General features: G+C 63.9%; 25 protein-coding genes, 1 tRNA gene and 1 pseudogene. 15 read left to right on the top strand and 12 right to left on the bottom strand.

Annotated elements, in window-relative coordinates:
- Positions 1 to 47 precede the first annotated feature (47 nt).
- From NKG60_RS07625 to NKG60_RS07645, 5 genes are all read right to left on the bottom strand, one after another.
- Positions 48 to 281 carry a hypothetical protein gene (locus NKG60_RS07625; RefSeq protein ID WP_352663733.1) on the bottom strand — a complete coding sequence of 78 codons (234 nt, stop codon included), beginning with the start codon at positions 279 to 281 and terminating at the stop codon, positions 48 to 50.
- Between the two features lie 39 nt (positions 282 to 320).
- A complete protein-coding gene (locus NKG60_RS07630; RefSeq protein ID WP_352474763.1) occupies positions 321 to 530 on the bottom strand; it encodes a hypothetical protein in 210 nt (69 codons plus the stop codon).
- 291 nt (positions 531 to 821) lie between these two features.
- Positions 822 to 1,811, bottom strand: a complete 990-nt coding sequence (locus NKG60_RS07635; protein ID WP_352663731.1) for a DUF2332 domain-containing protein — start codon at positions 1,809 to 1,811, stop codon at positions 822 to 824.
- A 261-nt stretch (positions 1,812 to 2,072) separates the two neighbouring features.
- A tRNA-Arg gene (locus NKG60_RS07640) sits at positions 2,073 to 2,149 on the bottom strand.
- 156 nt (positions 2,150 to 2,305) lie between these two features.
- Positions 2,306 to 3,226 (bottom strand): zinc-binding dehydrogenase, encoded by a 921-nt coding sequence (locus tag NKG60_RS07645; protein WP_352663729.1) that lies wholly within the window; start codon positions 3,224 to 3,226, stop codon positions 2,306 to 2,308.
- 195 nt (positions 3,227 to 3,421) lie between these two features.
- Here NKG60_RS07645 and NKG60_RS07650 point away from each other — a divergent pair, with 195 nt between their 5' ends.
- Positions 3,422 to 4,228 (top strand): AraC family transcriptional regulator, encoded by an 807-nt coding sequence (locus tag NKG60_RS07650; RefSeq protein WP_352663727.1) that lies wholly within the window; start codon positions 3,422 to 3,424, stop codon positions 4,226 to 4,228.
- Positions 4,229 to 4,261: 33 nt separating this feature from the next.
- Here NKG60_RS07650 and NKG60_RS07655 read toward each other — a convergent pair whose 3' ends face one another.
- The gene (locus tag NKG60_RS07655; protein WP_352663725.1) at positions 4,262 to 5,152 is read right to left on the bottom strand and encodes a D-alanyl-D-alanine carboxypeptidase family protein; all 891 of its coding nucleotides are present in this window, start codon (positions 5,150 to 5,152) and stop codon (positions 4,262 to 4,264) included.
- 221 nt (positions 5,153 to 5,373) lie between these two features.
- Between NKG60_RS07655 and NKG60_RS07660 the strand changes: the two genes are divergently transcribed.
- Together NKG60_RS07660 and NKG60_RS07665 are read left to right on the top strand one after the other, a co-directional pair.
- Positions 5,374 to 6,480 carry a hypothetical protein gene (locus NKG60_RS07660; RefSeq protein WP_352663723.1) on the top strand — a complete coding sequence of 369 codons (1,107 nt, stop codon included), beginning with the start codon at positions 5,374 to 5,376 and terminating at the stop codon, positions 6,478 to 6,480.
- A 335-nt stretch (positions 6,481 to 6,815) separates the two neighbouring features.
- A complete protein-coding gene (locus tag NKG60_RS07665) occupies positions 6,816 to 7,436 on the top strand; it encodes a nucleoside triphosphate hydrolase (protein ID WP_352663721.1) in 621 nt (206 codons plus the stop codon).
- A 35-nt stretch (positions 7,437 to 7,471) separates the two neighbouring features.
- Here NKG60_RS07665 and NKG60_RS07670 read toward each other — a convergent pair whose 3' ends face one another.
- Positions 7,472 to 7,771: a hypothetical protein gene (locus NKG60_RS07670; RefSeq protein ID WP_352663719.1), complete on the bottom strand. Its 300-nt coding sequence runs from the start codon at positions 7,769 to 7,771 to the stop codon at positions 7,472 to 7,474.
- Here NKG60_RS07670 and NKG60_RS07675 point away from each other — a divergent pair.
- Positions 7,764 to 7,889 carry a hypothetical protein gene (locus NKG60_RS07675; protein WP_352862935.1) on the top strand — a complete coding sequence of 42 codons (126 nt, stop codon included), beginning with the start codon at positions 7,764 to 7,766 and terminating at the stop codon, positions 7,887 to 7,889. The two genes, NKG60_RS07670 and NKG60_RS07675, sit on opposite strands and share 8 nt — an antisense overlap.
- A gap of 21 nt (positions 7,890 to 7,910) precedes the next feature.
- On the opposite strand, the gene NKG60_RS07680 is transcribed toward NKG60_RS07675, so the two are convergent.
- From NKG60_RS07680 to NKG60_RS07690, 3 genes are all read right to left on the bottom strand, one after another.
- Positions 7,911 to 8,615 carry a glutathione S-transferase family protein gene (locus NKG60_RS07680; protein ID WP_352862936.1) on the bottom strand — a complete coding sequence of 235 codons (705 nt, stop codon included), beginning with the start codon at positions 8,613 to 8,615 and terminating at the stop codon, positions 7,911 to 7,913.
- 134 nt (positions 8,616 to 8,749) lie between these two features.
- The gene (locus NKG60_RS07685) at positions 8,750 to 9,958 is read right to left on the bottom strand and encodes a beta-ketoacyl-[acyl-carrier-protein] synthase family protein (protein ID WP_352492188.1); all 1,209 of its coding nucleotides are present in this window, start codon (positions 9,956 to 9,958) and stop codon (positions 8,750 to 8,752) included.
- Between the two features lie 4 nt (positions 9,959 to 9,962).
- Positions 9,963 to 10,217 (bottom strand): acyl carrier protein, encoded by a 255-nt coding sequence (locus NKG60_RS07690; RefSeq protein ID WP_023677013.1) that lies wholly within the window; start codon positions 10,215 to 10,217, stop codon positions 9,963 to 9,965.
- A gap of 202 nt (positions 10,218 to 10,419) precedes the next feature.
- Between NKG60_RS07690 and NKG60_RS07695 the strand changes: the two genes are divergently transcribed.
- The 4 genes from NKG60_RS07695 to NKG60_RS07710 are packed head-to-tail and all read left to right on the top strand — an operon-like array spanning position 10,420 to position 12,201.
- Positions 10,420 to 11,262 (top strand): urease accessory protein UreD, encoded by an 843-nt coding sequence (locus tag NKG60_RS07695; protein ID WP_352663714.1) that lies wholly within the window; start codon positions 10,420 to 10,422, stop codon positions 11,260 to 11,262.
- 28 nt (positions 11,263 to 11,290) lie between these two features.
- Entirely contained in the window at positions 11,291 to 11,593 is a 303-nt protein-coding gene (locus NKG60_RS07700; protein WP_023693076.1) for an urease subunit gamma, read from the top strand.
- Between the two features lie 18 nt (positions 11,594 to 11,611).
- A complete protein-coding gene (locus NKG60_RS07705) occupies positions 11,612 to 11,866 on the top strand; it encodes a DUF1272 domain-containing protein (protein WP_352663712.1) in 255 nt (84 codons plus the stop codon).
- Positions 11,867 to 11,895: 29 nt separating this feature from the next.
- On the top strand, positions 11,896 to 12,201 hold the full coding sequence (locus NKG60_RS07710) for an urease subunit beta (protein WP_352567600.1): 306 nt from the start codon (positions 11,896 to 11,898) through the stop codon (positions 12,199 to 12,201).
- A gap of 26 nt (positions 12,202 to 12,227) precedes the next feature.
- Here the strand turns inward: NKG60_RS07710 and NKG60_RS07715 are convergent, their stop codons facing one another.
- Both NKG60_RS07715 and NKG60_RS07720 read right to left on the bottom strand, forming a co-directional pair.
- Entirely contained in the window at positions 12,228 to 12,722 is a 495-nt protein-coding gene (locus tag NKG60_RS07715; RefSeq protein ID WP_352663710.1) for a hypothetical protein, read from the bottom strand.
- A gap of 126 nt (positions 12,723 to 12,848) precedes the next feature.
- Positions 12,849 to 13,232, bottom strand: a complete 384-nt coding sequence (locus tag NKG60_RS07720; RefSeq protein WP_352663708.1) for a hypothetical protein — start codon at positions 13,230 to 13,232, stop codon at positions 12,849 to 12,851.
- A gap of 179 nt (positions 13,233 to 13,411) precedes the next feature.
- Here NKG60_RS07720 and ureC point away from each other — a divergent pair, with 179 nt between their 5' ends.
- The 7 genes and pseudogenes from ureC (at position 13,412) to ureG (ending at position 19,012) form a co-directional block, all read left to right on the top strand.
- A complete protein-coding gene (ureC, locus tag NKG60_RS07725; RefSeq protein WP_502903371.1) occupies positions 13,412 to 15,124 on the top strand; it encodes an urease subunit alpha in 1,713 nt (570 codons plus the stop codon).
- A gap of 4 nt (positions 15,125 to 15,128) precedes the next feature.
- On the top strand, positions 15,129 to 15,905 hold the full coding sequence (locus NKG60_RS07730; protein WP_352974728.1) for a hypothetical protein: 777 nt from the start codon (positions 15,129 to 15,131) through the stop codon (positions 15,903 to 15,905).
- Between the two features lie 115 nt (positions 15,906 to 16,020).
- Positions 16,021 to 16,614 (top strand): hypothetical protein, encoded by a 594-nt coding sequence (locus tag NKG60_RS07735; RefSeq protein ID WP_352663704.1) that lies wholly within the window; start codon positions 16,021 to 16,023, stop codon positions 16,612 to 16,614.
- A gap of 57 nt (positions 16,615 to 16,671) precedes the next feature.
- A pseudogene (gene ureE, locus NKG60_RS07740) lies at positions 16,672 to 17,255 on the top strand (urease accessory protein UreE).
- Positions 17,242 to 17,937, top strand: a complete 696-nt coding sequence (locus NKG60_RS07745; protein ID WP_352974730.1) for an urease accessory protein UreF — start codon at positions 17,242 to 17,244, stop codon at positions 17,935 to 17,937. The pseudogene ureE and the gene NKG60_RS07745 overlap by 14 nt, the downstream one beginning before the upstream one ends.
- On the top strand, positions 17,934 to 18,374 hold the full coding sequence (locus NKG60_RS07750; protein WP_352663698.1) for a DUF3995 domain-containing protein: 441 nt from the start codon (positions 17,934 to 17,936) through the stop codon (positions 18,372 to 18,374). Before NKG60_RS07745 ends, NKG60_RS07750 begins: the two co-directional genes overlap by 4 nt.
- On the top strand, positions 18,371 to 19,012 hold the full coding sequence (gene ureG / locus NKG60_RS07755; protein WP_352862938.1) for an urease accessory protein UreG: 642 nt from the start codon (positions 18,371 to 18,373) through the stop codon (positions 19,010 to 19,012). Before NKG60_RS07750 ends, ureG begins: the two co-directional genes overlap by 4 nt.
- The last annotated feature ends 67 nt before the right edge of the window (positions 19,013 to 19,079 follow it).

Below are 19,079 nucleotides of genomic sequence, written 5' to 3' on the forward strand. Positions count from 1 at the left end.
GGACCAGTTCTGCGTTTCCGCGGAACGATGAACCGTTCCAGCGCCGGTCAGATCGCCGGCACCCACTTCCAGAACACGCCCTCTTTGCGCTCGGGATAGTGCTTGAAGTCGCATTCGAAGCGCCAGCCGTAGTTCTTGGCGGCGGCAAGCGCCTCCTTGCTGACCGGGTTCATGCCGGTTCCCGGCGCAAACCAGTCCTCCAGCAGATCGTCGGGGACATAGGCGCCGATCCTCAACGGCAGCTGTTCGAGGACGACATCCATTTCAGGTGGTGCAGGCACGGCGGCGCTCCCTTCGAAACCTACCGGCGAAGAAGTCGTTCAACGCCAGGCGGGTTCATTCTTCTGTTCATAGTCCTGGAACGCCTTCTGGAGGCCGCCGATCACCTCGGCGGACGTCTCGAACATCGCCTTCAGCTGCGGCTCATCGACCTTCTCGATGTCCTCGCGAAGGTGCTGCTTCACCTCCTCCAACTTTTTCTGCATTTTCTGCGTGTGATGGCGCGGATCGCGGTCGGCAGCGCTTGTCATGATCAATCCCCAATTTGTGGATCTCGGACAACTCGGCCCGGCCTCTGAGGATCGCCAGGCGGGTTTGCAGCGTAAACGGCTTGCCGACAGCTGTGGTTCCCGACTGTGGAGCGGTCTTCGTACGCCTCAGCGCGCCGTTCTCGCTCTCAGCCGTCCGGTAGAGGCGGCGACAAGGCAAGTCGGAGAGGTCGCTTCCAATGAATTCGAGACGCGAGCAGTCGAAACGCGCATAGATGAAGCTGAGAACTGATGGCGCCTCTGGCCAAGGGACGGCAATCCACCACCTATAGCCTACGCCGCGTCCGCGATCCATTCGAGCGAGGCGCCATGCGGGTCGGTCCAAGCTACAGGGGAGCCGTTCGCAGACAGGAGGAAGCGGCCGGGCGGCCAACTTGTTCCGGCGCGTGTGGCGATGGACGGGAAGACGCGAGGGAACTCGTTCGATACCCAATAAGGCGAGAGACGCATCGCCTGTTGGGCAAAAGCTTCTCTGTCACCAGGGTCGGAGACATAGTCGAGGACGGCTGTGTGAAAGATGACGAGTGTAGCGTCGTTTGGCGCTTCGTTGCAGAGTTGCACGAGGTCGCTCCCGCGCAGGTCGCCCTTCACCAGCCGAGGCTTGACTGTGGCAGCGATCTTCAGGGCCGCCCGCAGATTGGCGAGCCGTGCTGTCTGTTCCGGCCAGACCAGCGTCTCAAGCCATGCGACTTGCGTGTCGTCCGAAGCATCTATCGGGCTCAGGTCCAATCCCGCCCGCCAGACGACTTGTGGCAAGGCCGTCGGCAATGGCGTTGTTTCGCTGGCGAGGCAGCGGAAGACAGGCGGCTCCAAGGCCATCGCGGGTGCGCGGATCACCTTGCGTCCGTAGTCATAGCCATAGAGATCGGGCATGAGGCAGAGCCCTGCGGAGGTCCCGACCTCGATGAGGGCCAGCGGCTGCGGCAAACGCGCGAGCACGGGGAGCAGGGTGGCGCATCTTCCCGGCTCGTTGGTTTGCGTTGAGCGCTCGAGCATGAGCGAGCGGATAGCGTCGGGATTAGCCTGAAGCGCCTGGCGAAACTCGGTCCACCCTGTCGGCGTGGCGAACAGGTGACGCACCACGGCAAGTAGAAGGTTCGGTTGCCGCTTTAGGTCCGGAAGGGTCGACAGGAAACCGAGCGCCTCCCGATCCCCAGCGACTGCCCGAGCCAACTCCTCGTAGAGCGGCGAGCGACCGCGAGCTTCCGTATCGGCGAAGCGAATATATCGGGCTGAGATCTCGGCCAAGCCCTCCTCGTCCATATCCGCTGATCCTCGGTCCCGACGTCTCGTCACAGTATACGATCCACGGGTCTGATTGGAGCCAGGCCCGGCGTTTTTACACAGGCTTGGGAACCCCGCGGACTTCCCGCGGTCGCCTACTTAACCGTTGCGTTATGAGGCCGTGCGCAATCCAAAATCTGGGGAACTGTCCCTAATTGGTGTCTCACCCAAGGGGGTGCAGTCCACCATGTCTCCGGTATAAACCGCAACCTATGTGTCCGGGCCGTACATTTTGAGAGTTGGCGCACCCGACAGGATTCGAACCTGTGACCTCTGCCTTCGGAGGGCAGCGCTCTATCCAGCTGAGCTACGGGTGCTTTCAGGATCGGTGATCCCAAAAACGAACCAGCCGGTGAACCGGCCAGCCACGGCTTCTTAGCGGAAGCAGGCGCCGGCTTCAACGGGCAATCGCGGGCGGGCTTAAGTTGCCGTAGCAGGCTTGGTATAGACACCGTCCCGGCGGCCGCGCCTGCTCATCCGGTCATGGTAAGCACTGCCTTGCCGCTGATGCTGCGTTGCCGCAGCGCGTCGAGGGCCTGGCCGACGTCCCGCCATGGCACGGTCAGGACCACGCGCGTTTCGAGCCGGCCGGCTGCGATCAGCGCGAGCAGCGAGGCGATGTCGGCGCCTACCTCCGGACCGGAAGCGTAGTAGGCGAAGGTCTGCAGCCGCGCGCCTTCGTGGCCCGGAACGAACTGGCGGAAGCCGATCGGCGTGAGTTCGCCGCTGCTCGAGCCGAACATGACGACGGTCCCGCCGGGCGCGACCCGTTCGATCGCATGGGCGAGGCTATCGCCGCCGACCGATTCGGCAATCAGCGAGAACAGTCCGTCGGCGAGCTCGATCGTTTCGACGACCTGCTCGGCTCCGAGGCTGCGGAGATCTTCGGCATGCCGGGCGGCGGCGACCGCGACCACCGACGCGCCCTGCTGGCGGGCGATCTGGATCTGGAAACGGCCGACCGCACCGCTTGCGCCGGTAATCAGGACCCGCTGGCCGGCCAGGTCGCCGCCGAGGCGCAGGGTTCGCAGCGCGGTCGTGCCCGCGACCGGAACGGTGGCGGCGGCGCCGAAACTGACGTCGTCCGGCAGGACGGCGAGGTGGTCGGTTGGAACGGCGACATTTTCGGCCCACCCGGCCTCGTCGACCAAAGCCGCAACCCGGGCGCCGACGGCTGGCCCGGAGCCGTCGGCCGCAGCACGCTCGACGACCCCGGCGACGTCTTGGCCAGGTACCCAGCCGTTCGGGCGGATGTTGAGCAGGCGCAGTTCGCCGCGGTTCAGCGAGACTGCCCGGACCGAGACCAGCGCCTCGTGCGGGGCGGGCTCGGGCTCGCCAAGTTCGGCGAGCCTCAACCCGGTGGCGCTATCGAGAGATGTGATTAAGCCGAGCATGGTTCGTACCTTCCTGCTGCCTGGCGGACGCCAGCCTGTTTTCGTGCGGGCTTGTTGGTCCGACGTTCAGAACGCAAGCAGGGGACTGGAAGCCCCCTGCCGGCTCCTGAGTTACTCATCTGGAGGCCTAAGCTAGCGACTTTCCTGTTCGAGTAATTTAGATATCTTGGCATATCATCGCTAAGATCAGTCAATATGAGACAGCCTCTCCGCTACCCCTGGCCTTTCGATCCGGATGATGTCCTCGCGCCGGCAATCGCCGTGCGCGTTGACGTCACCGAGACCAGGGCGGAGGTGCCCGACCACCGCCACCGCAAAGGCCAACTTGTCTTCGCGCTCGGAGGTGGCGTCACATGTCGCGTCCCCAGCGGGCTGTGGATGGTGCCGCCGCATTGCGCGGTGTGGATTCCGGGCGACATGGAGCACAGCAATATCGCGACCGCCAATGCCCGGATTTTCTTCGTCTATATCGAGCCGGAAGCTGCCGACCTGCCGGACCGGTGCTGCACGCTGTCGATCTCGCCGTTGCTGCGCGAGCTCATCATCGAGCTGGCGGATCGCGGTGAGGACGATGATGGGAGGGGCGAGCTCCTGACCAGGGTTCTGCTCACCGACCTGCCGCGCATGCCTGTCCAGCAGCTACATTTGCCGATCTCGTCCGAGCCGCGCTTGAGGCGCATCGCCGCGGCACTGGCGCAAGATGCTGCCGACCGCAGCACCCTGGCGGAATGGGCCAGTCGCGTCGCCCTCAGCGAAAGCAGTCTCGCCCGTCTCGTGGTCAAGGAGACAGGGCTGACCTTCGGGCGCTGGCGCCAGCAATTGCACCTGATCGTCGCATTGCGCGAGCTGGCCTCCGGCGCCAGCGTGCAGCAGGTTTCGGCCGATCTCGGCTATGAATCGGTCACCGCCTTCATCACTATGTTCAAGAAAGCGCTTGGCAAGCCGCCGGCAAAATATCTCAGCAGTATCGCGCAAAACGGCGGTTCTGCGTTTGTCGCCTGAACCCGCACACGGTCAACACCCGGACTTCAACCGTCACTGCTCCTCGGCATACAGCAGCCGCGTCTTTGCCTCGGAGGTCGGCAACAGGCTGCGCTGGATCAGCGCCTCGACGTGGTCGTTGCGCTGGCGCGCGCTGTCGGCGCCCATCACCACGATGATCAGCCGGTGCCCGTCCGCATTATAGGAGGTAACGATGTTGAAGCCCGAAGCCCTGATGTAGCCGGTCTTGATGCCGTCGACGCCGCGCACCCGGCCGAGCATGTCGTTGTGGCCGCGCACCAGCCTGCCGCGGAACATGAAGTCGCTTTCGGAGAAATAGTGGAAATGCTGCGGGAAGCGGGCGTGCAGCGCCATGCCGAGCACCGCCATGTCGCGCGCGCTGGTGTGCTGGTCGCCGTCCGGCAGGCCCGAAGCATTGCGGAACACGGTGCTGCTCATGCCGATCTGGCGCGCCTTGGCGGTCATCATGCCGGCGAACGCCTGTTCGCTGCCGCCGAGATATTCGGCGACGGCGACCGCCACATCATTGGCCGATTTGACGACGATGGCGCGGATCGCCGAATCGACGTCGATGGTCTCGCCGCGCCTGAACCGCAGCTTGGTCGGCGGCTGCCGGGCGGCGTTGTCCGACACCGGGATTTGTGTCTCCTTGCTGATGCGGCCCTGCTCCAGCGCCTCGAACAGAAGGTAGAGCGTCATCATCTTGGTCAGTGACGCCGGATAACGCGGCGCCGTCGAATTGACCTCGAACAGCGTCTTGCCGGTGCCGGCATCGATGACCATGGCGGCATATTTCTGCGGCGGCGCCGGCACCGCCAGCACGCTGTCGGGAGGCGTGACAGTCGTGCAGCCGGCGACAAACAGCAGCAGCGCCAGCACAGCGACGCATTTGTGGATGAACGAAAAGAACCGGAAGGCGGACAAGTCAGTTCCGAAGGCAGGCTGTTTCTGAGACGAGGCGAAGCTATCTTAACGCAAAGGCACAGTCCATTTGGTTAATATCGGTCTGGGCCTGGATTGGTGCCCTGTCCACAGGCCGACGTGGCGGCTATGCCGCCGCCGTGTGATGGGAATTGCCGGCCGCACCGCTTGCGCAACCGGCGGCGAGTGGGCTTTGCTGGCGCCGGCAGAATCGGTAGGTGCACATGGATACGGTCACGATCACGGCAAAAGGCATTTCGGTATCGGTCGATCTTGCCGTCGGCCATCTCGCCGACATGGCGATCGATATCGATGGCCGCCGGCTGAAGCCGCTGCATCGCGCGCCCTGGGTCGGCGAGCCGCGCGAGACGCTGCCGAAAGACCTGCCTGAAGGGACGGTCCACCTGTCGGGCGATTTCCTGTGCGCGCCGTTCTCGGTCAGCGACGTCGAAGCGGCACCTTTGCATGGCTGGCCGGCCAATAGTCACTGGGATGTGGTCGACAACGCAGCAACGGCCGATGGCTGGCGCGCCGTCTTCCGCCTCCAGCGCCTGGTCATGGGCGCAACCGTCGACAAGATCCTGACCTTGCGCGACGACCATCCTTTTCTCTATCAGGAGCACGTCTTTTCCGATGGTGCCGGCGCCATTCCCGTCGCCCACCATCCGATGACGGTGATGACGGCCGGCGGCAGGCTGGCCTTCTCGCCGAAGCGCCTTGCCGCAACGCCGAACGAAGCGCCGGAACCCGATCTGGCTCGCGGCCGCTCTCTGCTCGCCTATCCGGCGCGAACCGACGACCTGACGCGCTTTCCCGCCGCCGACGGCGGCACGATCGACCTGACCACCTATCGCATGGATCAGCAGCGTGAGGATTTCGTCACGCTGGTCGAGGCCGATCATGGCGGGCCGGGCTGGACCGCGCTGGCGCGCCAGGCGGAAGCCGATCTCGTGCTGGTGCTGAAGAACCCAGCCGAACTGCCGGTCACCATGCTGTGGGTCAGCAATGGCGGGCGCGATTATGCGCCATGGAGCGGCCGCCACCGCGGCGTGCTCGGCATCGAGGACGGCCGCACCGCAGTTGGCCACGCCGCCTCGCTCGGCGACAACTGGCTGAAGCGCGAAGGCGTGGCGACCGCCTTTGCCCTTTCCGAAGGGCGCAGCTTTTCGTTCCGCCATGTCATCGGCGCACTGCCATGGCCATCCGGCGAGCCGCCGCGCGACGTCACGACCTCGCCGGGCCGCATGCGCATCCTGGCGGCCGATGATGCCGTGCGCGACGTCGGCTTCGACAGCGATTTCCTGCGGATCGGCAGGTCGGTCCCAGTTTGAGAGCTCGCCTCCCCACCTTCGTCATCCCAGGGCGGAGCAGGAGCGAAGCGACGTCGCGGAGACCATGGGATCCATGCCGCGACCGTCGTCGAGGAATGCGGCGGAACAGAATTCTGCGCCGCTGAGGCGCCCCTGATGTCACGGCATGGATCCCGGGGTCTGCGCTGCGTCGCTTCGCTCCTTGCTCCGCCCCAGGGACGATCGTTTCGGGCAATCTCAAAGCTTTGCGATTTGCCAACGGACGGTCAAAATCCCTGAGCGAGGAAACTAATCCCGGGTTTGAAATTCCCGCGAATTGTCGCCAAGATCGAAAACACTCAGCCAGAAAGGCTCCAATGTCAGAGATCGCTCATCTCGCCGCCACCATATTCAAGCGCGCCGCCAAGGCACCGCGCTTCATCGTTGCCATTGCCGGTCCGCCCGGCGCCGGCAAATCGACATTGTCGGCAGGTTTGCACGACCTGCTGCCGGAAGGCACGGCGGAAGTCGTGCCGATGGATGGCTTCCACTACGATGATGTCGTGCTCGAGCGGCGCGGCCTTCGCGCGCGAAAAGGTGCCCCGGAAACCTTTGATTTTGCCGGCTTCGAAACGCTGCTCAAGCGCATCCGGGCCGGCGAGCCGGATATTGCAATCCCGGTCTTCGACCGCAGCATGGAGCTGTCGCGCGCCGCCGCCGCGATCATCGCCGCCGAGACCAAATTCATCCTGGTCGAAGGCAATTATCTGCTGCTCGACGAAGAGCCATGGACGCGGCTGGCGCCGCTGTTCGACTTCTCGATCTTCGTCGATGTGCCGCGCGCCGAGCTCGAGCGCCGGCTGCTGGAGCGATGGCACGAGCACGGCCGGTCCGACGAGGACGCGCGCGCCTGGATCGCTTCCAACGACATGCCGAACATCGATCGGGTGCTTGCCCGTCGGCGACCCGCCGACCTGGTGGTCGGCGAACAGGCCTGATCTGTAAGGACTGTTCGGCCGGAACCTTAACACTTTCAGGCCGTTATCCCGGGACACGGCAATCGTGCCGTATGAGGGAACAGTTCGATGGAAACCATGGCAAGAAAGCCTGCGCCCGCCAAGGGCAGGGCAACACGATCAAAAGCCACTCGAGCGAAAACCGGCGCCGGCCCGGCAGCGGCGGCGCGTTCCAAGGAGGCGGCAAAGCCCAGCTTTGGCAAGGCAGCGCCGAAAAAGGTGATGCCTGCTGCGAGCAAGGCCGCAGCTCCCAAAGCCGCCAGCCCTAAAAAGCCGGCAAGCAGCAGAGGATCGATCGCAGGCAGCGCAATGCGCACTGTTAAAGCAACGGCCAACGTCGCCGCTGGTGCCGTGCTTGCGACCGCCAAAGGTGCGGCCTCGCTTGCCGCTTCCGTAGTCGGCAAGAGCTCGAAACGCCGTACCAAGGCAAAATAGCCGGTCCAGTCAGGCTTTCGATCAGGCTCTGGCCGGAATGGTGAGGCCCCTCTGTACCGCCGGCCGGGCGAGGCCACGCTCCAGCCATGCGCCCACGCTGGGGAAGTCGTCGAAACCGACGAGTTCCCGTGCCTCGTAAAAGCCGATCAGGTTGCGCACCCATCCAAGCATCGAAATGTCGGCGATGGTGTAGTCGTCGCCCATGATCCAGCTGCGGCCCTTGAGCCTCGTTTCGAGGACGCCGATCAGCCTCCGCGACTCGTCGCGATAACGTTCCAGCGGGCGCTTGTCGGCGATTTCGCGGCCGGCGAATTTGTGGAAGAACCCGACCTGGCCGAACATCGGCCCGATCGAAGCCATCTGAAAGAACACCCACTGGATCGTCTCGTAACGCAGCGTTGCGTCTGCCGGAACCAGCTTGCCGGTCTTGTCGCTGAGGTAGAGCAGGATGGCGCCGGATTCGAACAGGCCGATCGGCTTGCCGCCCGGGCCGTCCGGATCGATCATCGCCGGTATCTTGCCGTTGGGGTTCAAAGACAGGAATTCCGGGGTCCAGCTCTCGTTCTTGCCGATGTCGACGGCATGCGGCTCGTACGGCAGGCCAAGTTCCTCCAGCGCGATCGATATCTTCACCCCGTTCGGCGTCGGAAACGAATAGAGCTGGATGCGGTCGGGGTGGATTGCCGGCCAGCGCCTGGCGATCGGAAACGCGGACAGATCGGTCATCGAAAACTCCTGGTCGGCGCGCTCCGAACGGCGCAGTCATGGCGGGCCGCAGAGAGTTAGGCGCGACGCCTGGCGCGATCAATATGCGCATGGAAAGTTTCACCGGCCCCGGTGAAGGGCCGCAAGGTATGCGGTTACACGGCCTTGACCGCCAGCACCGCATTGGTGCCGCCGAAGGCGAAGCTGTTGCTGATCGCGGTGCGCACCGCGCGCTCGCGCGCCACGTTCGGCGTGATGTCGAGATCGCAGTCGGCGTCGGCTTCCCGATAATTGGCGGTCGGCGGCACGATGCCTTCGCGGATTGCCATCACGCAGGCGATCATTTCCAGCGCGCCGGACGCGCCGAGACAGTGGGCATGCATCGATTTGGTCGAGGACACCGAAAGCTTGTAGGCATGGCCGCCGAAGACACGCTTGATCGCCGCCGTCTCGATCTGATCGTTGGCCTTGGTGCCGGTGCCATGCGCGTTGAGATAGTCGACGTCCTCCGGATTGAGCCCGGCATCGACGAGGCAGAAGCGCATCGCCGCCTCGGGCCCTTCGATGGTTGGCGCGACGATGTCGGAGGCGTCGGCGGAAAGGCCGACGCCGGCGATTTCGGCAAGGATGGCCGCGCCGCGCGCCATGGCATGCTCATATGTTTCCAGCACCACCATGCCGGCGCCTTCGCCGAGCACAAGCCCTTGGCGGTCGGCCGAAAACGGCCGGCAGGTGTCCGGCGACAGGACCCGCAGGGCCTCCCAGCCCTTGAGGATGCCCCAGACCAGCGGCGCATCGGTGCCGCCGGCGACCATGACGTCGGCCCGGCCGAGCCTGATCTGATCGACCGCCGAGGCAATGGCGTGGTTGGATGACGAGCAGGCAGAGGTGATGCCGAACACCGGCCCGCGCAGACCAAGATTCATGCTGACGTGGCCGGCGGCTGCGCCCGGCATTACTTTCGGTACGGTGAAGATGCCGGCGCGGTTCTTGCCTTCGAGCAGGATGGCGCGATAGTTCTCTTCGATTGCCTCCCAGCCGCAGACGCCGACGCCGACGATGGTGCCCATCCGGTAGGTGTTGGCCGCGTGCGGGTTCAATCCCGCCTGCTGTGCCGCCTCCCGCGCGGCGATCGTCGCCAGAAGGCTGAAGCGGTCCATCGACACGACCTGCTTGCGGTCGATGCCGTGCTCCGGAAGCGCCTTGATTTCGCAGCCGACCTTGACCTTCAGATCATGCAACAGCGGATTGTCGATCGCGCCGATCGCCGAACGGCCGGCGCGCATCTCATTCCAGATTGCCGGTGCATTGGTGCCGAGGCCACATAATCCGCCGATGCCCGTGATGACGATGCGCTTGTGCATTCAGTCAGGCTTTTTTCGCGATCAGCGCGCGAACCGCCTCGACCATGTCGCCGACATTCTTCAGATTGCTCCAGGCATCGACCGTGTTCATCTCGATTTCGATGCCATACTCTTCCTCGAGATCGAAGATGATTTCCGTCAGTTCCAGCGAATGGATGCCAAGGGCAGTCAGTTCGGTACTGGTGGTGATTTCCTCGCCGCCCGGCTCGGCGTGAGCCTTGATCTTGGCGATGATATCGTTTGCCAGCTGGTCAGCCATTCGGTTTCTTCCCCAACTCTGTCGTTTCCCGACGCCAACTGATCAGCGCCCCTTTTGTCCTCGATTACGTCGTCATCGTCGCCCTTTACCCCCGCCGGGCGCCGGTGACCGTACCAAGGTGGCTCCCTCTATAGAAACCGAAACGCTGTCAAGCAACAAGCTATATATCGACAAAGCCGCCGCAGTGCTTAACGTTGGTGTCGTGGACACGATCGCATATAGCTTGACCTCAGTGCCGCCGGCCCAGCGTGTTGCCGGCGTCGCGCGGCTTGGCTGCGACTGGAAGGGGGGCCGCACGCGTCTTCGGCGCCTGTACCAGGACGGCTCGGCCAAGATCCGCATGCCGGCAGTCTCGGCCGATCCGCTCGAAGCTGTCCTGATCAACACCGCCGGTGGGCTGACCGGTGGCGACCGTCTCGCCTGGGAGGTCGATGTCGGTGCCGGCGCCTCCGCAACCATAACAACGCAGGCCTGCGAGAAAATCTACCGCGCCGCATCCGACCGTGCCGAAGTGCGGGTGCAGCTGACCGTCGGCGAAGGCGGCCACATTGCCTGGCTGCCGCAGGAAACCATCGTCTTCGACCGCTCGGTCTTTGCCCGCACGCTTGACGTGGAGCTTGCCGCTGGAGCCGAGGCGCTGATCCTGGAGGCTACCGTCTTCGGCCGCCTGGCCATGGGTGAACGGGCTTCGCAAGGCCAATTCCACGACCGCTGGCGCGTCCGCCAGGACGGGAAGCTAGTCCATGCCGAGGAGTTCCGTATCGGGCCGGACATTGCGGCCACCTTGAACCGTCCGGCGGTTGGCGGCGGTGCCGTCGCCGTGGCGACGCTGCTGATGGTGTCGCCGCGGGCAGAGGCTTTGCTCGAGCCGGCCCGGGGCATAGTCGGCGGCCAGGGCGCCGTGAGTTTCTGGAGTGTACGGAAATCTGGCAAGCTTCTTGCGAGGCTGTTCGCCGAGGACGGCTACCAGCTCCGCAAGCGGCTGGTGCCGCTTGTCGAATTGCTCAACGGACGGGCGGGCCTGCCCAAATTATGGTCACTTTGATTTTGATTATACCACCGCAGGAAAACGCATGAATCTAACGCCGAGGGAGAAAGACAAGCTGCTGATCGCCATGGCGGCGATCGTGGCCCGCAAGCGGCTCGAACGCGGCGTCAAGCTCAACCACCCGGAAGCGATCGCGCTGATCACCGATTTCGTCGTCGAGGGTGCCCGCGACGGCCGCCCGGTCGCCGAGCTGATGGAGGCCGGCGCCCATGTGGTCACCCGGGCCCAGGTGATGGAGGGCATTGCCGAAATGATCCACGATGTGCAGGTCGAGGCGACGTTTCCCGACGGCACCAAGCTGGTGACCGTGCACGAGCCGATCAGATAACACCGCAAGGAGAGGAAAATGCTTGAGCTGCGCCCCAACTGCGAATGCTGCGACAAGGATCTGCCACCTGATGCGACGGATGCGGTGATCTGCACCTTCGAATGCACCTTTTGCGCCGACTGCGCACAAAACGTGCTCGGCGGCGCCTGTCCGAATTGCGGCGGCAACTTCTCGGTCCGCCCGATCCGTCCGGCAGCGCTGCTGAACAAATATCCAGCCTCCACCAGACGTGTGCTGAAGGCCGAAGGCTGCGACCCCCGCAAGGCCGCCTGATCCGGCGACCGTGAAACGGAAGGCAATCAATGATCCCCGGCGAAATCATCACGGCAAGCGGCGAGATAGAGCTGAACAAGGGTCTGGCGACGGTCACCTTGAAGGTAGCCAACAGCGGCGACCGGCCGATCCAGGTCGGCAGCCATTACCACTTCTTCGAGACCAATGAGGGACTGAGGTTCGATCGCGACAAGGCCCGCGGCATGCGGCTCGACATCGCTGCCGGCACCGCCATGCGCTTCGAGCCGGGGCAGGAGCGCGACGTTACCCTGGTGCCGCTCGGCGGCAAGCGCGAGGTCTACGGGTTTCAGCAGAAGATCATGGGCGCGCTGTGAGATCGAAGGCGTCGAGCAGTTTCGGCTCAGCCGGGCGGCTTGGCCGCCGCGTAAATGACGACCTTTCCCGGATCGTCGAATTCTACCGCCAGAACGTCCTCGGTCTGCACACGCCGCGAGTCGATGGCGTTGAACAGCAATGCGTTCGCCTCGATCTCCTTGCGCAGCTCGGCAATGTCGTCCCGATGTTGCCTGACCTTGTTCTCGATCGCCGGCGGCGGGCCGCCTTCGGTGCGCGCGGCATCGGTAAGAAACACGATATCGACCCTGTCGAGCTTGGACGTCTTGCGCACGGCGGCGATGTTCTCACGCGTGCGGTCGATCGCCGAACTGACCTTGCCGGCTTCCGCATTTGTCTTGGTCTCTTCCTGGCCGACCTCCGAGCCGACGATCCGGTTGACGGTCTCGGCGCTGTCCAGGCTTTGCGCGTTCAGCGCGGCGTGCGGAATGCTGGCTGCCAGAAATGCGGTCGCGGCAATCCCATGCAGCCATCTGGTGTCGGACAAGGTGGTGATCGCCATCGCTCGTTCTCGGGGTCCTTTTCGAGGCTTGTGTCAGGGCGACAGGACCGAAACGTAACGTCCCCCGTGAAGGTTCCCTTTGCGATGCGGCGGGCTGGCGGGGCGCCCGCCCGCCGCCTCGTCTCGTCAGCTCGCTTTCTTGGTGATCAGCGTCAGCGCGCCATTGGTGCTCATGCTGGCGGCGATCACCTGCGCCGAGGTGAGCCCTTTGGCTTCGAGCGCGGACTTGACCTGCGGTGTCGCGTCGATCGAGCCGCGCAGTTTCTGCAGATCGGCATCGCTGCGCTTGGCGATCACCTCGTTGACCTTGGCTTGAGTGTCCGCCGGCAGATCCTTGATATCGACGACGTTGATCGCCTGGATGGTGGGCGCCTGCGGCTGCGCCCCGGGTGCGGCAGGAGCAGGCACGGCCGGCGCCGGACTGGGCTGCTGCGCAGGCTGCTGCTGGGCGCTGGCGGCGGTTGCGAGCACCAGCGTGGCGGCGGCTGCCAGAAGGGTCGTTTTGCGCATGGATGTTCCTTTCCATCGATTGGCAAATGGTCGTTTTGGGGTGACCTGGCCACCTCAACCGCCAAATGGGATCGGAAAGTGTCGCTCAGCGGGTCATTGCGTGACCATAGGATGGCGGCAATGTGGGCCCCGGCTTCGACAAGCCGTATTTTCGGGCTGTATTTCGGGAGCAATTGCTGATGGCTAGAATCACCCGCGCCGCCTATGCCCAGATGTACGGCCCGACCTTTGGCGACAAGGTCCGGCTCGCAGACACCGAGCTGTTCATCGAGGTCGAAAAGGATCTCACCCTTTACGGCGAGGAGGTGAAATTCGGCGGCGGCAAGGTCATCCGCGACGGCATGGGCCAGAGCCAGGTTTCGCGCGCGCAAGGCGCGGTCGACACCGTCATCACCAATGCGCTGGTCGTCGATGCCACCGCCGGTATCGTCAAGGCCGATATCGGCCTCAGGGACGGCCGCATCGCCGCGATCGGCAAGGCCGGCAATCCGGATACTCAAGGCGGCGTCACCATCATCATCGGCCCGGGCACCGAGATCATCGCCGGCGAGGGCAAGATCCTGACCGCCGGCGGCTTCGACGCGCATATCCACTTCATCTGCCCGCAGCAGATCGAGGAAGCGCTGATGTCGGGCATCACCACCATGCTCGGCGGCGGCACCGGCCCGGCGCACGGTACGCTGGCGACCACCTGCACGCCGGGGCCGTGGCATCTGGCGCGCATGATCCAGTCTTTCGACGCCTTCCCGATGAATATCGGCCTGTCGGGCAAGGGCAACGCGTCGCTGCCTGCCGCGCTCGAGGAGATGGTGCTCGCCGGCGCCTGCTCGCTGAAGCTGCACGAGGACTGGGGCACCACGCCGGCTGCAATCGACTGCTGCCTGTCGGTCGCCGACGATTACGACGTGCAGGTGATGATCCACACCGACACGCTGAACGAGTCCGGCTTCGTCGAAAACACGGTGGCGGCCATCAAGGGTCGCACCATCCATGCCTTCCACACCGAAGGCGCCGGCGGCGGCCACGCACCTGATATCATCAAGGTCTGCGGCCTGCCCAACGTCATTCCGTCCTCGACCAATCCGACCCGTCCCTATACGGTCAACACGCTGGCCGAACACCTCGACATGCTGATGGTCTGCCACCATCTGTCGCCGTCGATCCCCGAAGATATCGCCTTTGCCGAAAGCCGCATCCGCAAGGAAACCATCGCCGCCGAAGACATTCTGCACGACATCGGCGCCTTCTCGATCATCTCGTCGGACAGCCAGGCCATGGGCCGCGTCGGCGAAGTGGCGATCCGCACCTGGCAGACCGCCGACAAGATGAAGCGCCAGCGCGGTTCGCTGCCGCAGGAGACCGGCGACAACGACAATTTCCGCGTTCGCCGCTACATCGCCAAATACACCATCAATCCGGCCATCGCGCATGGCCTGTCGAAGGACATCGGCTCGGTGGCGGTGGGAAAACGCGCCGATCTCGTGCTGTGGAACCCGGCCTTCTTCGGCGTCAAGCCGGACATGGTGCTGATCGGCGGCATGATCGCGGCGGCCCCGATGGGCGACCCCAACGCCTCGATCCCGACGCCGCAGCCGATGCATTACCGGCCGATGTTCGGCGCTTATGGCAAGGCGATGACCAATTCGTCGGTGACCTTCGTTTCCAAGGCCGCGCTCGATTCCGGCCTGCGCGGCAGGCTCGGCGTCGACAAGCAGATGGTCGCCGTCGAGAACACCCGCGGCGGCATCGGCAAGCACTCGATGGTGCTCAACGACGCCACGCCGCATGTCGAGGTCGACCCCGAAACCTACGAGGTCCGCGCCGACGGCGAACTCTTGACCTGCGAGCCCGCAACCGTGCTACCGATGGCGCAACGATATTTTCTGTTTTGAGGTGATGAGTGTTCTGGCGCGCTCCCCGCTGGACGCCGACGACGAGAAGTGGCAGCTCGATTGCTGGGGTTGGCTGCTCAAGCATTTCGGCGGGGCGGCGGCACTGCGCAAACGTTCGCTGATCCTGCCGACGCGAGCGTTTTTCACCCCGTCCGAAGAACGGGGGCACGCCGCTGAATCGCACTATTTCAGGCAGGTGGCGGCATATTTTGACATCGATGCCGCCCGCTTCAATTTCGTGCCGCAGGAAGATTCAATCGATCCGGTTTTCGGACCGCTTCAGGTCCTTCAGAACGCGCCGCGAGAGCCTGCCGGGACCTTCTCCGTATCCCTGGGCGGTGCCATGACAATCACCTACAATCCGGCGATCGTTCCGAAGCCCATGAAGCTCATTACGACCTTCGCGCATGAGATTTGCCATCCGTTGCTGCTCTCGGTGTCTGAAGAACCGCCGGGCGGCTCCGAGATGGAGGAGTTCGCGACCGATCTCGCAGCCACCTTCTTCGGCTTTGGAATCTTCAATTCCAACACCGCGGCGAGTTTCACTCAGTACCGCGACACTGCCACCGGCACGCAAGGCTGGTCCTTCGAGCGACAAGGCTATCTGTCGCCAGCGGAACGCGCGTTTGCGCTGGCGCTGTTCATCCAGGCGCGTGGTCAGGGAGTACAAGAGGCAGGCGAGTATTTGGATTCCGGGCCGTTGGCCTATTTTCGTAAAGCAAGGAAGTATCTGGCGCAGACGCCATCCATTTCATCCGATCTGCTTGCGGCGAACCAATAACCAAGGTCTCAACGGACTCAAGATTCGAACGGTAGGTCAGCGACGCAGAAACCGGTTTTCACTTTTCAGGATCTTGGTCTAGAACGTTTGATGTAGAACATGCCGCGCCAGGCTTATGGACCAGCAACTCCCCTACGCCCACGACATTTTCCCGCATATCCGCATCGTCCTGGGCATGGTGATCGGCCTTGGCGTCACCCGCCTTTTGTCGGGGCTTGCCCGCATCGTCCAGCATCCCGGCCAGTACCGGCTCTATCCCGTGCACCTCGCCTGGGTTGCGTCGGTGCTTTTGATGCTGGTGCATTTCTGGTGGTGGGAGTTCGGTCTGTTCCAGATCGAGAATTGGACCTTCGGCAAATACTTGTTCATCATCTTCTACGCCGTCACGCTGTTCCTGCTCTGCGCGCTGCTGTTCCCGGATTCGATGCTTGACTACACCAGCTATGAGGATTTCTTTTATTCGCGCCGGGCCTGGTTCTTCGGCCTGCTGGCGGCGACCTATCTGCTCGACGTGATCGATACGCTGCTGAAAGGTCCGGAGCATTTCGCCCATTTCGGCGTCGAATATCTGATCCGCACGCCGGTTTTCGTCGCGCTTTGCGTCGTTGCGATCCTGCTGCGCGACCGCCGCTTTCACATCGCCTTTGTCGCCGGCGCGCTCGTCTATCAGATATCGTTCATCCTGCGGCTCTTCGACACGATTGTTTGAGCGCCATTGGGGCGGCTGATCTGATAGTCTAGGCTTTTTGCGAAAGGCAGTTTTTACATGAAGCTCGATATTCGCACCGACTTCACCAAATTCCCGCGCGCCGTCTCCGTCTTGGCCGCAGGCGAAGCCGGAACCACCACACCATACGACAGTGCGGTGCTTGCCCATGACGAGCGGCATCTGCGCCGTCGCGCCATCGAAACGGCCCGTAGCGACAAGGTGCTGGTCGACCTGCCCGAACCGGTGACCTTGAACCATGGTGACCGGCTGGTGCTGGAGGATGGCCGTCACATCGAGATCATCGCGGCCGAGGAGCCGCTCTACGACGTCCGGGCCAGCGACCCTGTCCATCTGGCCGAGCTGGCCTGGCACATCGGCAACCGCCATCTCGCAGCCGCCATCGAAGCTGGGCGCATCCTCATTCTGCGCGACCATGTCATCAAGGCGATGCTGGAGGGATTGGGCGCCGCGGTGAGCGACGTCTCCGAGCCGTTCAGGCCGATGCGCGGCGCCTATTCCGGGCATGGCGGGCACGGCCATGCTCATGCCGAGGCGCATACGCACAGCCACGCCGAATCGCATTCCCATAGCCTAGCGAATCGCATTCCCACAGCCATTCGCACGACCATGACCATGACTGACCAGCCCTCCAACGTGGCCCAGCCTTCCAACATTGCTTTGTTGCGGCTGATGGCGTGGCTGTCGCCCTCCTTCCCGGTCGGCGGCTTTTCCTACAGCCATGGCCTGGAACAAGCCGTGCACGCCGGGCTGGTTGCCGACAGCAAAGAGCTCGCCGCGTGGCTGGAAACGCTGGTCGAGATGGGTTCGGGCTGGAACGATGCGGTGCTGTTCGCCGAGAGCTGGCGCCGGGCGCGCGAAACCGGCGATCTCGATGAAATCGTTGCCCTTGCCGAAGCTCTGGCAGGCTCGCGCGAGCGTCATACCGAGACGATGCTGCAGGGCGCCGCCTTCCTGAAGGCGGCCTCGGCCTGGCCGTGCCAGGTGCTGGATCGCCTGCCGGCCGAATGTGCCTATTGCGTTGCCGTCGGCGCCGTTGCCGGCGATCACGGCATTTCGCTGCGGGATGCCCTGGCGGCCTTCCTGCAGGCCTTCTTCTCCAACCTCGTCCAGGCTGCGATCCGGCTTGGCGTCCTCGGCCAGAGCGCTGCGATGGCGCTGCTCGCCGCCTTCGAACCGCTGGCCTTGGCGACGGCCGACCGCGCCGCCCGCTCGACGCTCGACGATCTCGGCGGCTGCGCCTTCGTTTCGGATATCGTGGCGATGAAGCACGAGACCCAGTATTCTCGGCTGTTCCGCTCATGATCGTCCTCGCTTTCGCGCTCTCGCTCGTCCTGCTGTTGATCACCGCACTGCATGTCTATTGGGGCATTGGCGGCATCTGGCCGGGCAGGGACGCCGCCTCCTGCGCCCACGCCGTCATCGGCTTTCGCGGCGTCGACGAGATGCCGGCACCCTTCGCCAGCTTCGCCGTCGCCGCATGTCTCGGCCTGGCGACACTGTGGCCGATGGCGCTCGAGGGCGTCTTTGCCACGCCGTTTCCCAAGGCTGGGCTTGCCGCCACGTCACTGCTTATCGCGCTGGTTTTCCTGGCGCGCGGCATTGCCGGCTTCACGCCCTGGTGGCGCCGGCTGACGCCCGAACAGCCTTTCGCGAGACTCGATCTGCGTTATTATTCGCCGCTGTGCCTGCTGATCGGGCTTGGCTTTGCTGTTCTTGCCCTCACGGAGTTCCCCGCATGACATCGCCCAACGGTCCTCTTCGCATCGGCATTGGCGGTCCGGTCGGCTCGGGCAAGACGACGCTCACCGAAAAGCTCTGCAAGGCGCTGCGTGACGAGTTTTCGATCGCCGTCGTCACCAACGACATCTACACCAAGGAAGACGCCATGATGCTGGCCCGGCTGCAGGCACTGCCCGAGGATCGCATCGTCGGCGTCGAGACCGGCGGCTGTCCGCACACCGCCATCCGCGAGGACGCCTCGATCAATCTGCAGGCGATTGCCGAGATGACCAGGAAGTTTCCGGACCTCGATATCGTCTTCATCGAATCGGGCGGCGACAACCTCGCCGCCACCTTCTCGCCGGATCTTGCCGACCTGACGCTCTATGTCATCTCGGTTTGCCAGGGCGAGGAGATTCCGCGCAAGGGCGGACCGGCGATCACCCGGTCCGATTTCCTGGTCATCAACAAGAGCGACCTTGCGCCCTATGTGAACGTCAATCTCGACATCATGGAACGCGACGCTGCCCGTATGCGCGGTAAGCGGCCGTTCGGTTTCACCGACCTGTCGCGCGGCAAGGGACTGCAGGACGTGGTCGATTTCATCGTCGAACATGGCGGGCTCAGGGTCGGCACGGCCACCAGCACGGCGGCATAACGGCGCTCGCCTGCACCAAACGAAACCGGTTGCGCGTCTTCCAGCCGCGCGGCATCCTTGCTTCGTT

The sequence above is a fragment of the Mesorhizobium sp. M1428 genome, from assembly GCF_040317515.1.
GTDB lineage: Bacteria > Pseudomonadota > Alphaproteobacteria > Rhizobiales > Rhizobiaceae > Mesorhizobium.

Excerpts from the sequence above, each read along its gene's own strand:
- NKG60_RS07630 (WP_352474763.1), bottom strand. The coding sequence starts at position 530 with ATGACAAGCGCTGCCGACCGCGATCCGCGCCATCACACGCAGAAAATG.
- NKG60_RS07635 (WP_352663731.1), bottom strand. The coding sequence starts at position 1,811 with ATGGACGAGGAGGGCTTGGCCGAGATCTCAGCCCGATATATTCGCTTC.
- NKG60_RS07645 (WP_352663729.1), bottom strand. The coding sequence starts at position 3,226 with ATGCTCGGCTTAATCACATCTCTCGATAGCGCCACCGGGTTGAGGCTC.
- NKG60_RS07650 (WP_352663727.1), top strand. The coding sequence starts at position 3,422 with ATGAGACAGCCTCTCCGCTACCCCTGGCCTTTCGATCCGGATGATGTC.
- NKG60_RS07660 (WP_352663723.1), top strand. The coding sequence starts at position 5,374 with ATGGATACGGTCACGATCACGGCAAAAGGCATTTCGGTATCGGTCGAT.
- NKG60_RS07665 (WP_352663721.1), top strand. The coding sequence starts at position 6,816 with ATGTCAGAGATCGCTCATCTCGCCGCCACCATATTCAAGCGCGCCGCC.
- NKG60_RS07675 (WP_352862935.1), top strand. The coding sequence starts at position 7,764 with ATGCGCACTGTTAAAGCAACGGCCAACGTCGCCGCTGGTGCCGTGCTT.
- NKG60_RS07680 (WP_352862936.1), bottom strand. The coding sequence starts at position 8,615 with ATGACCGATCTGTCCGCGTTTCCGATCGCCAGGCGCTGGCCGGCAATC.
- NKG60_RS07685 (WP_352492188.1), bottom strand. The coding sequence starts at position 9,958 with ATGCACAAGCGCATCGTCATCACGGGCATCGGCGGATTATGTGGCCTC.
- NKG60_RS07690 (WP_023677013.1), bottom strand. The coding sequence starts at position 10,217 with ATGGCTGACCAGCTGGCAAACGATATCATCGCCAAGATCAAGGCTCAC.
- NKG60_RS07700 (WP_023693076.1), top strand. The coding sequence starts at position 11,291 with ATGAATCTAACGCCGAGGGAGAAAGACAAGCTGCTGATCGCCATGGCG.
- NKG60_RS07705 (WP_352663712.1), top strand. The coding sequence starts at position 11,612 with ATGCTTGAGCTGCGCCCCAACTGCGAATGCTGCGACAAGGATCTGCCA.
- NKG60_RS07710 (WP_352567600.1), top strand. The coding sequence starts at position 11,896 with ATGATCCCCGGCGAAATCATCACGGCAAGCGGCGAGATAGAGCTGAAC.
- NKG60_RS07715 (WP_352663710.1), bottom strand. The coding sequence starts at position 12,722 with ATGGCGATCACCACCTTGTCCGACACCAGATGGCTGCATGGGATTGCC.
- NKG60_RS07720 (WP_352663708.1), bottom strand. The coding sequence starts at position 13,232 with ATGCGCAAAACGACCCTTCTGGCAGCCGCCGCCACGCTGGTGCTCGCA.
- ureC (WP_502903371.1), top strand. The coding sequence starts at position 13,412 with ATGGCTAGAATCACCCGCGCCGCCTATGCCCAGATGTACGGCCCGACC.
- NKG60_RS07730 (WP_352974728.1), top strand. The coding sequence starts at position 15,129 with ATGAGTGTTCTGGCGCGCTCCCCGCTGGACGCCGACGACGAGAAGTGG.
- NKG60_RS07735 (WP_352663704.1), top strand. The coding sequence starts at position 16,021 with ATGGACCAGCAACTCCCCTACGCCCACGACATTTTCCCGCATATCCGC.
- NKG60_RS07745 (WP_352974730.1), top strand. The coding sequence starts at position 17,242 with ATGACCATGACTGACCAGCCCTCCAACGTGGCCCAGCCTTCCAACATT.
- NKG60_RS07750 (WP_352663698.1), top strand. The coding sequence starts at position 17,934 with ATGATCGTCCTCGCTTTCGCGCTCTCGCTCGTCCTGCTGTTGATCACC.
- ureG (WP_352862938.1), top strand. The coding sequence starts at position 18,371 with ATGACATCGCCCAACGGTCCTCTTCGCATCGGCATTGGCGGTCCGGTC.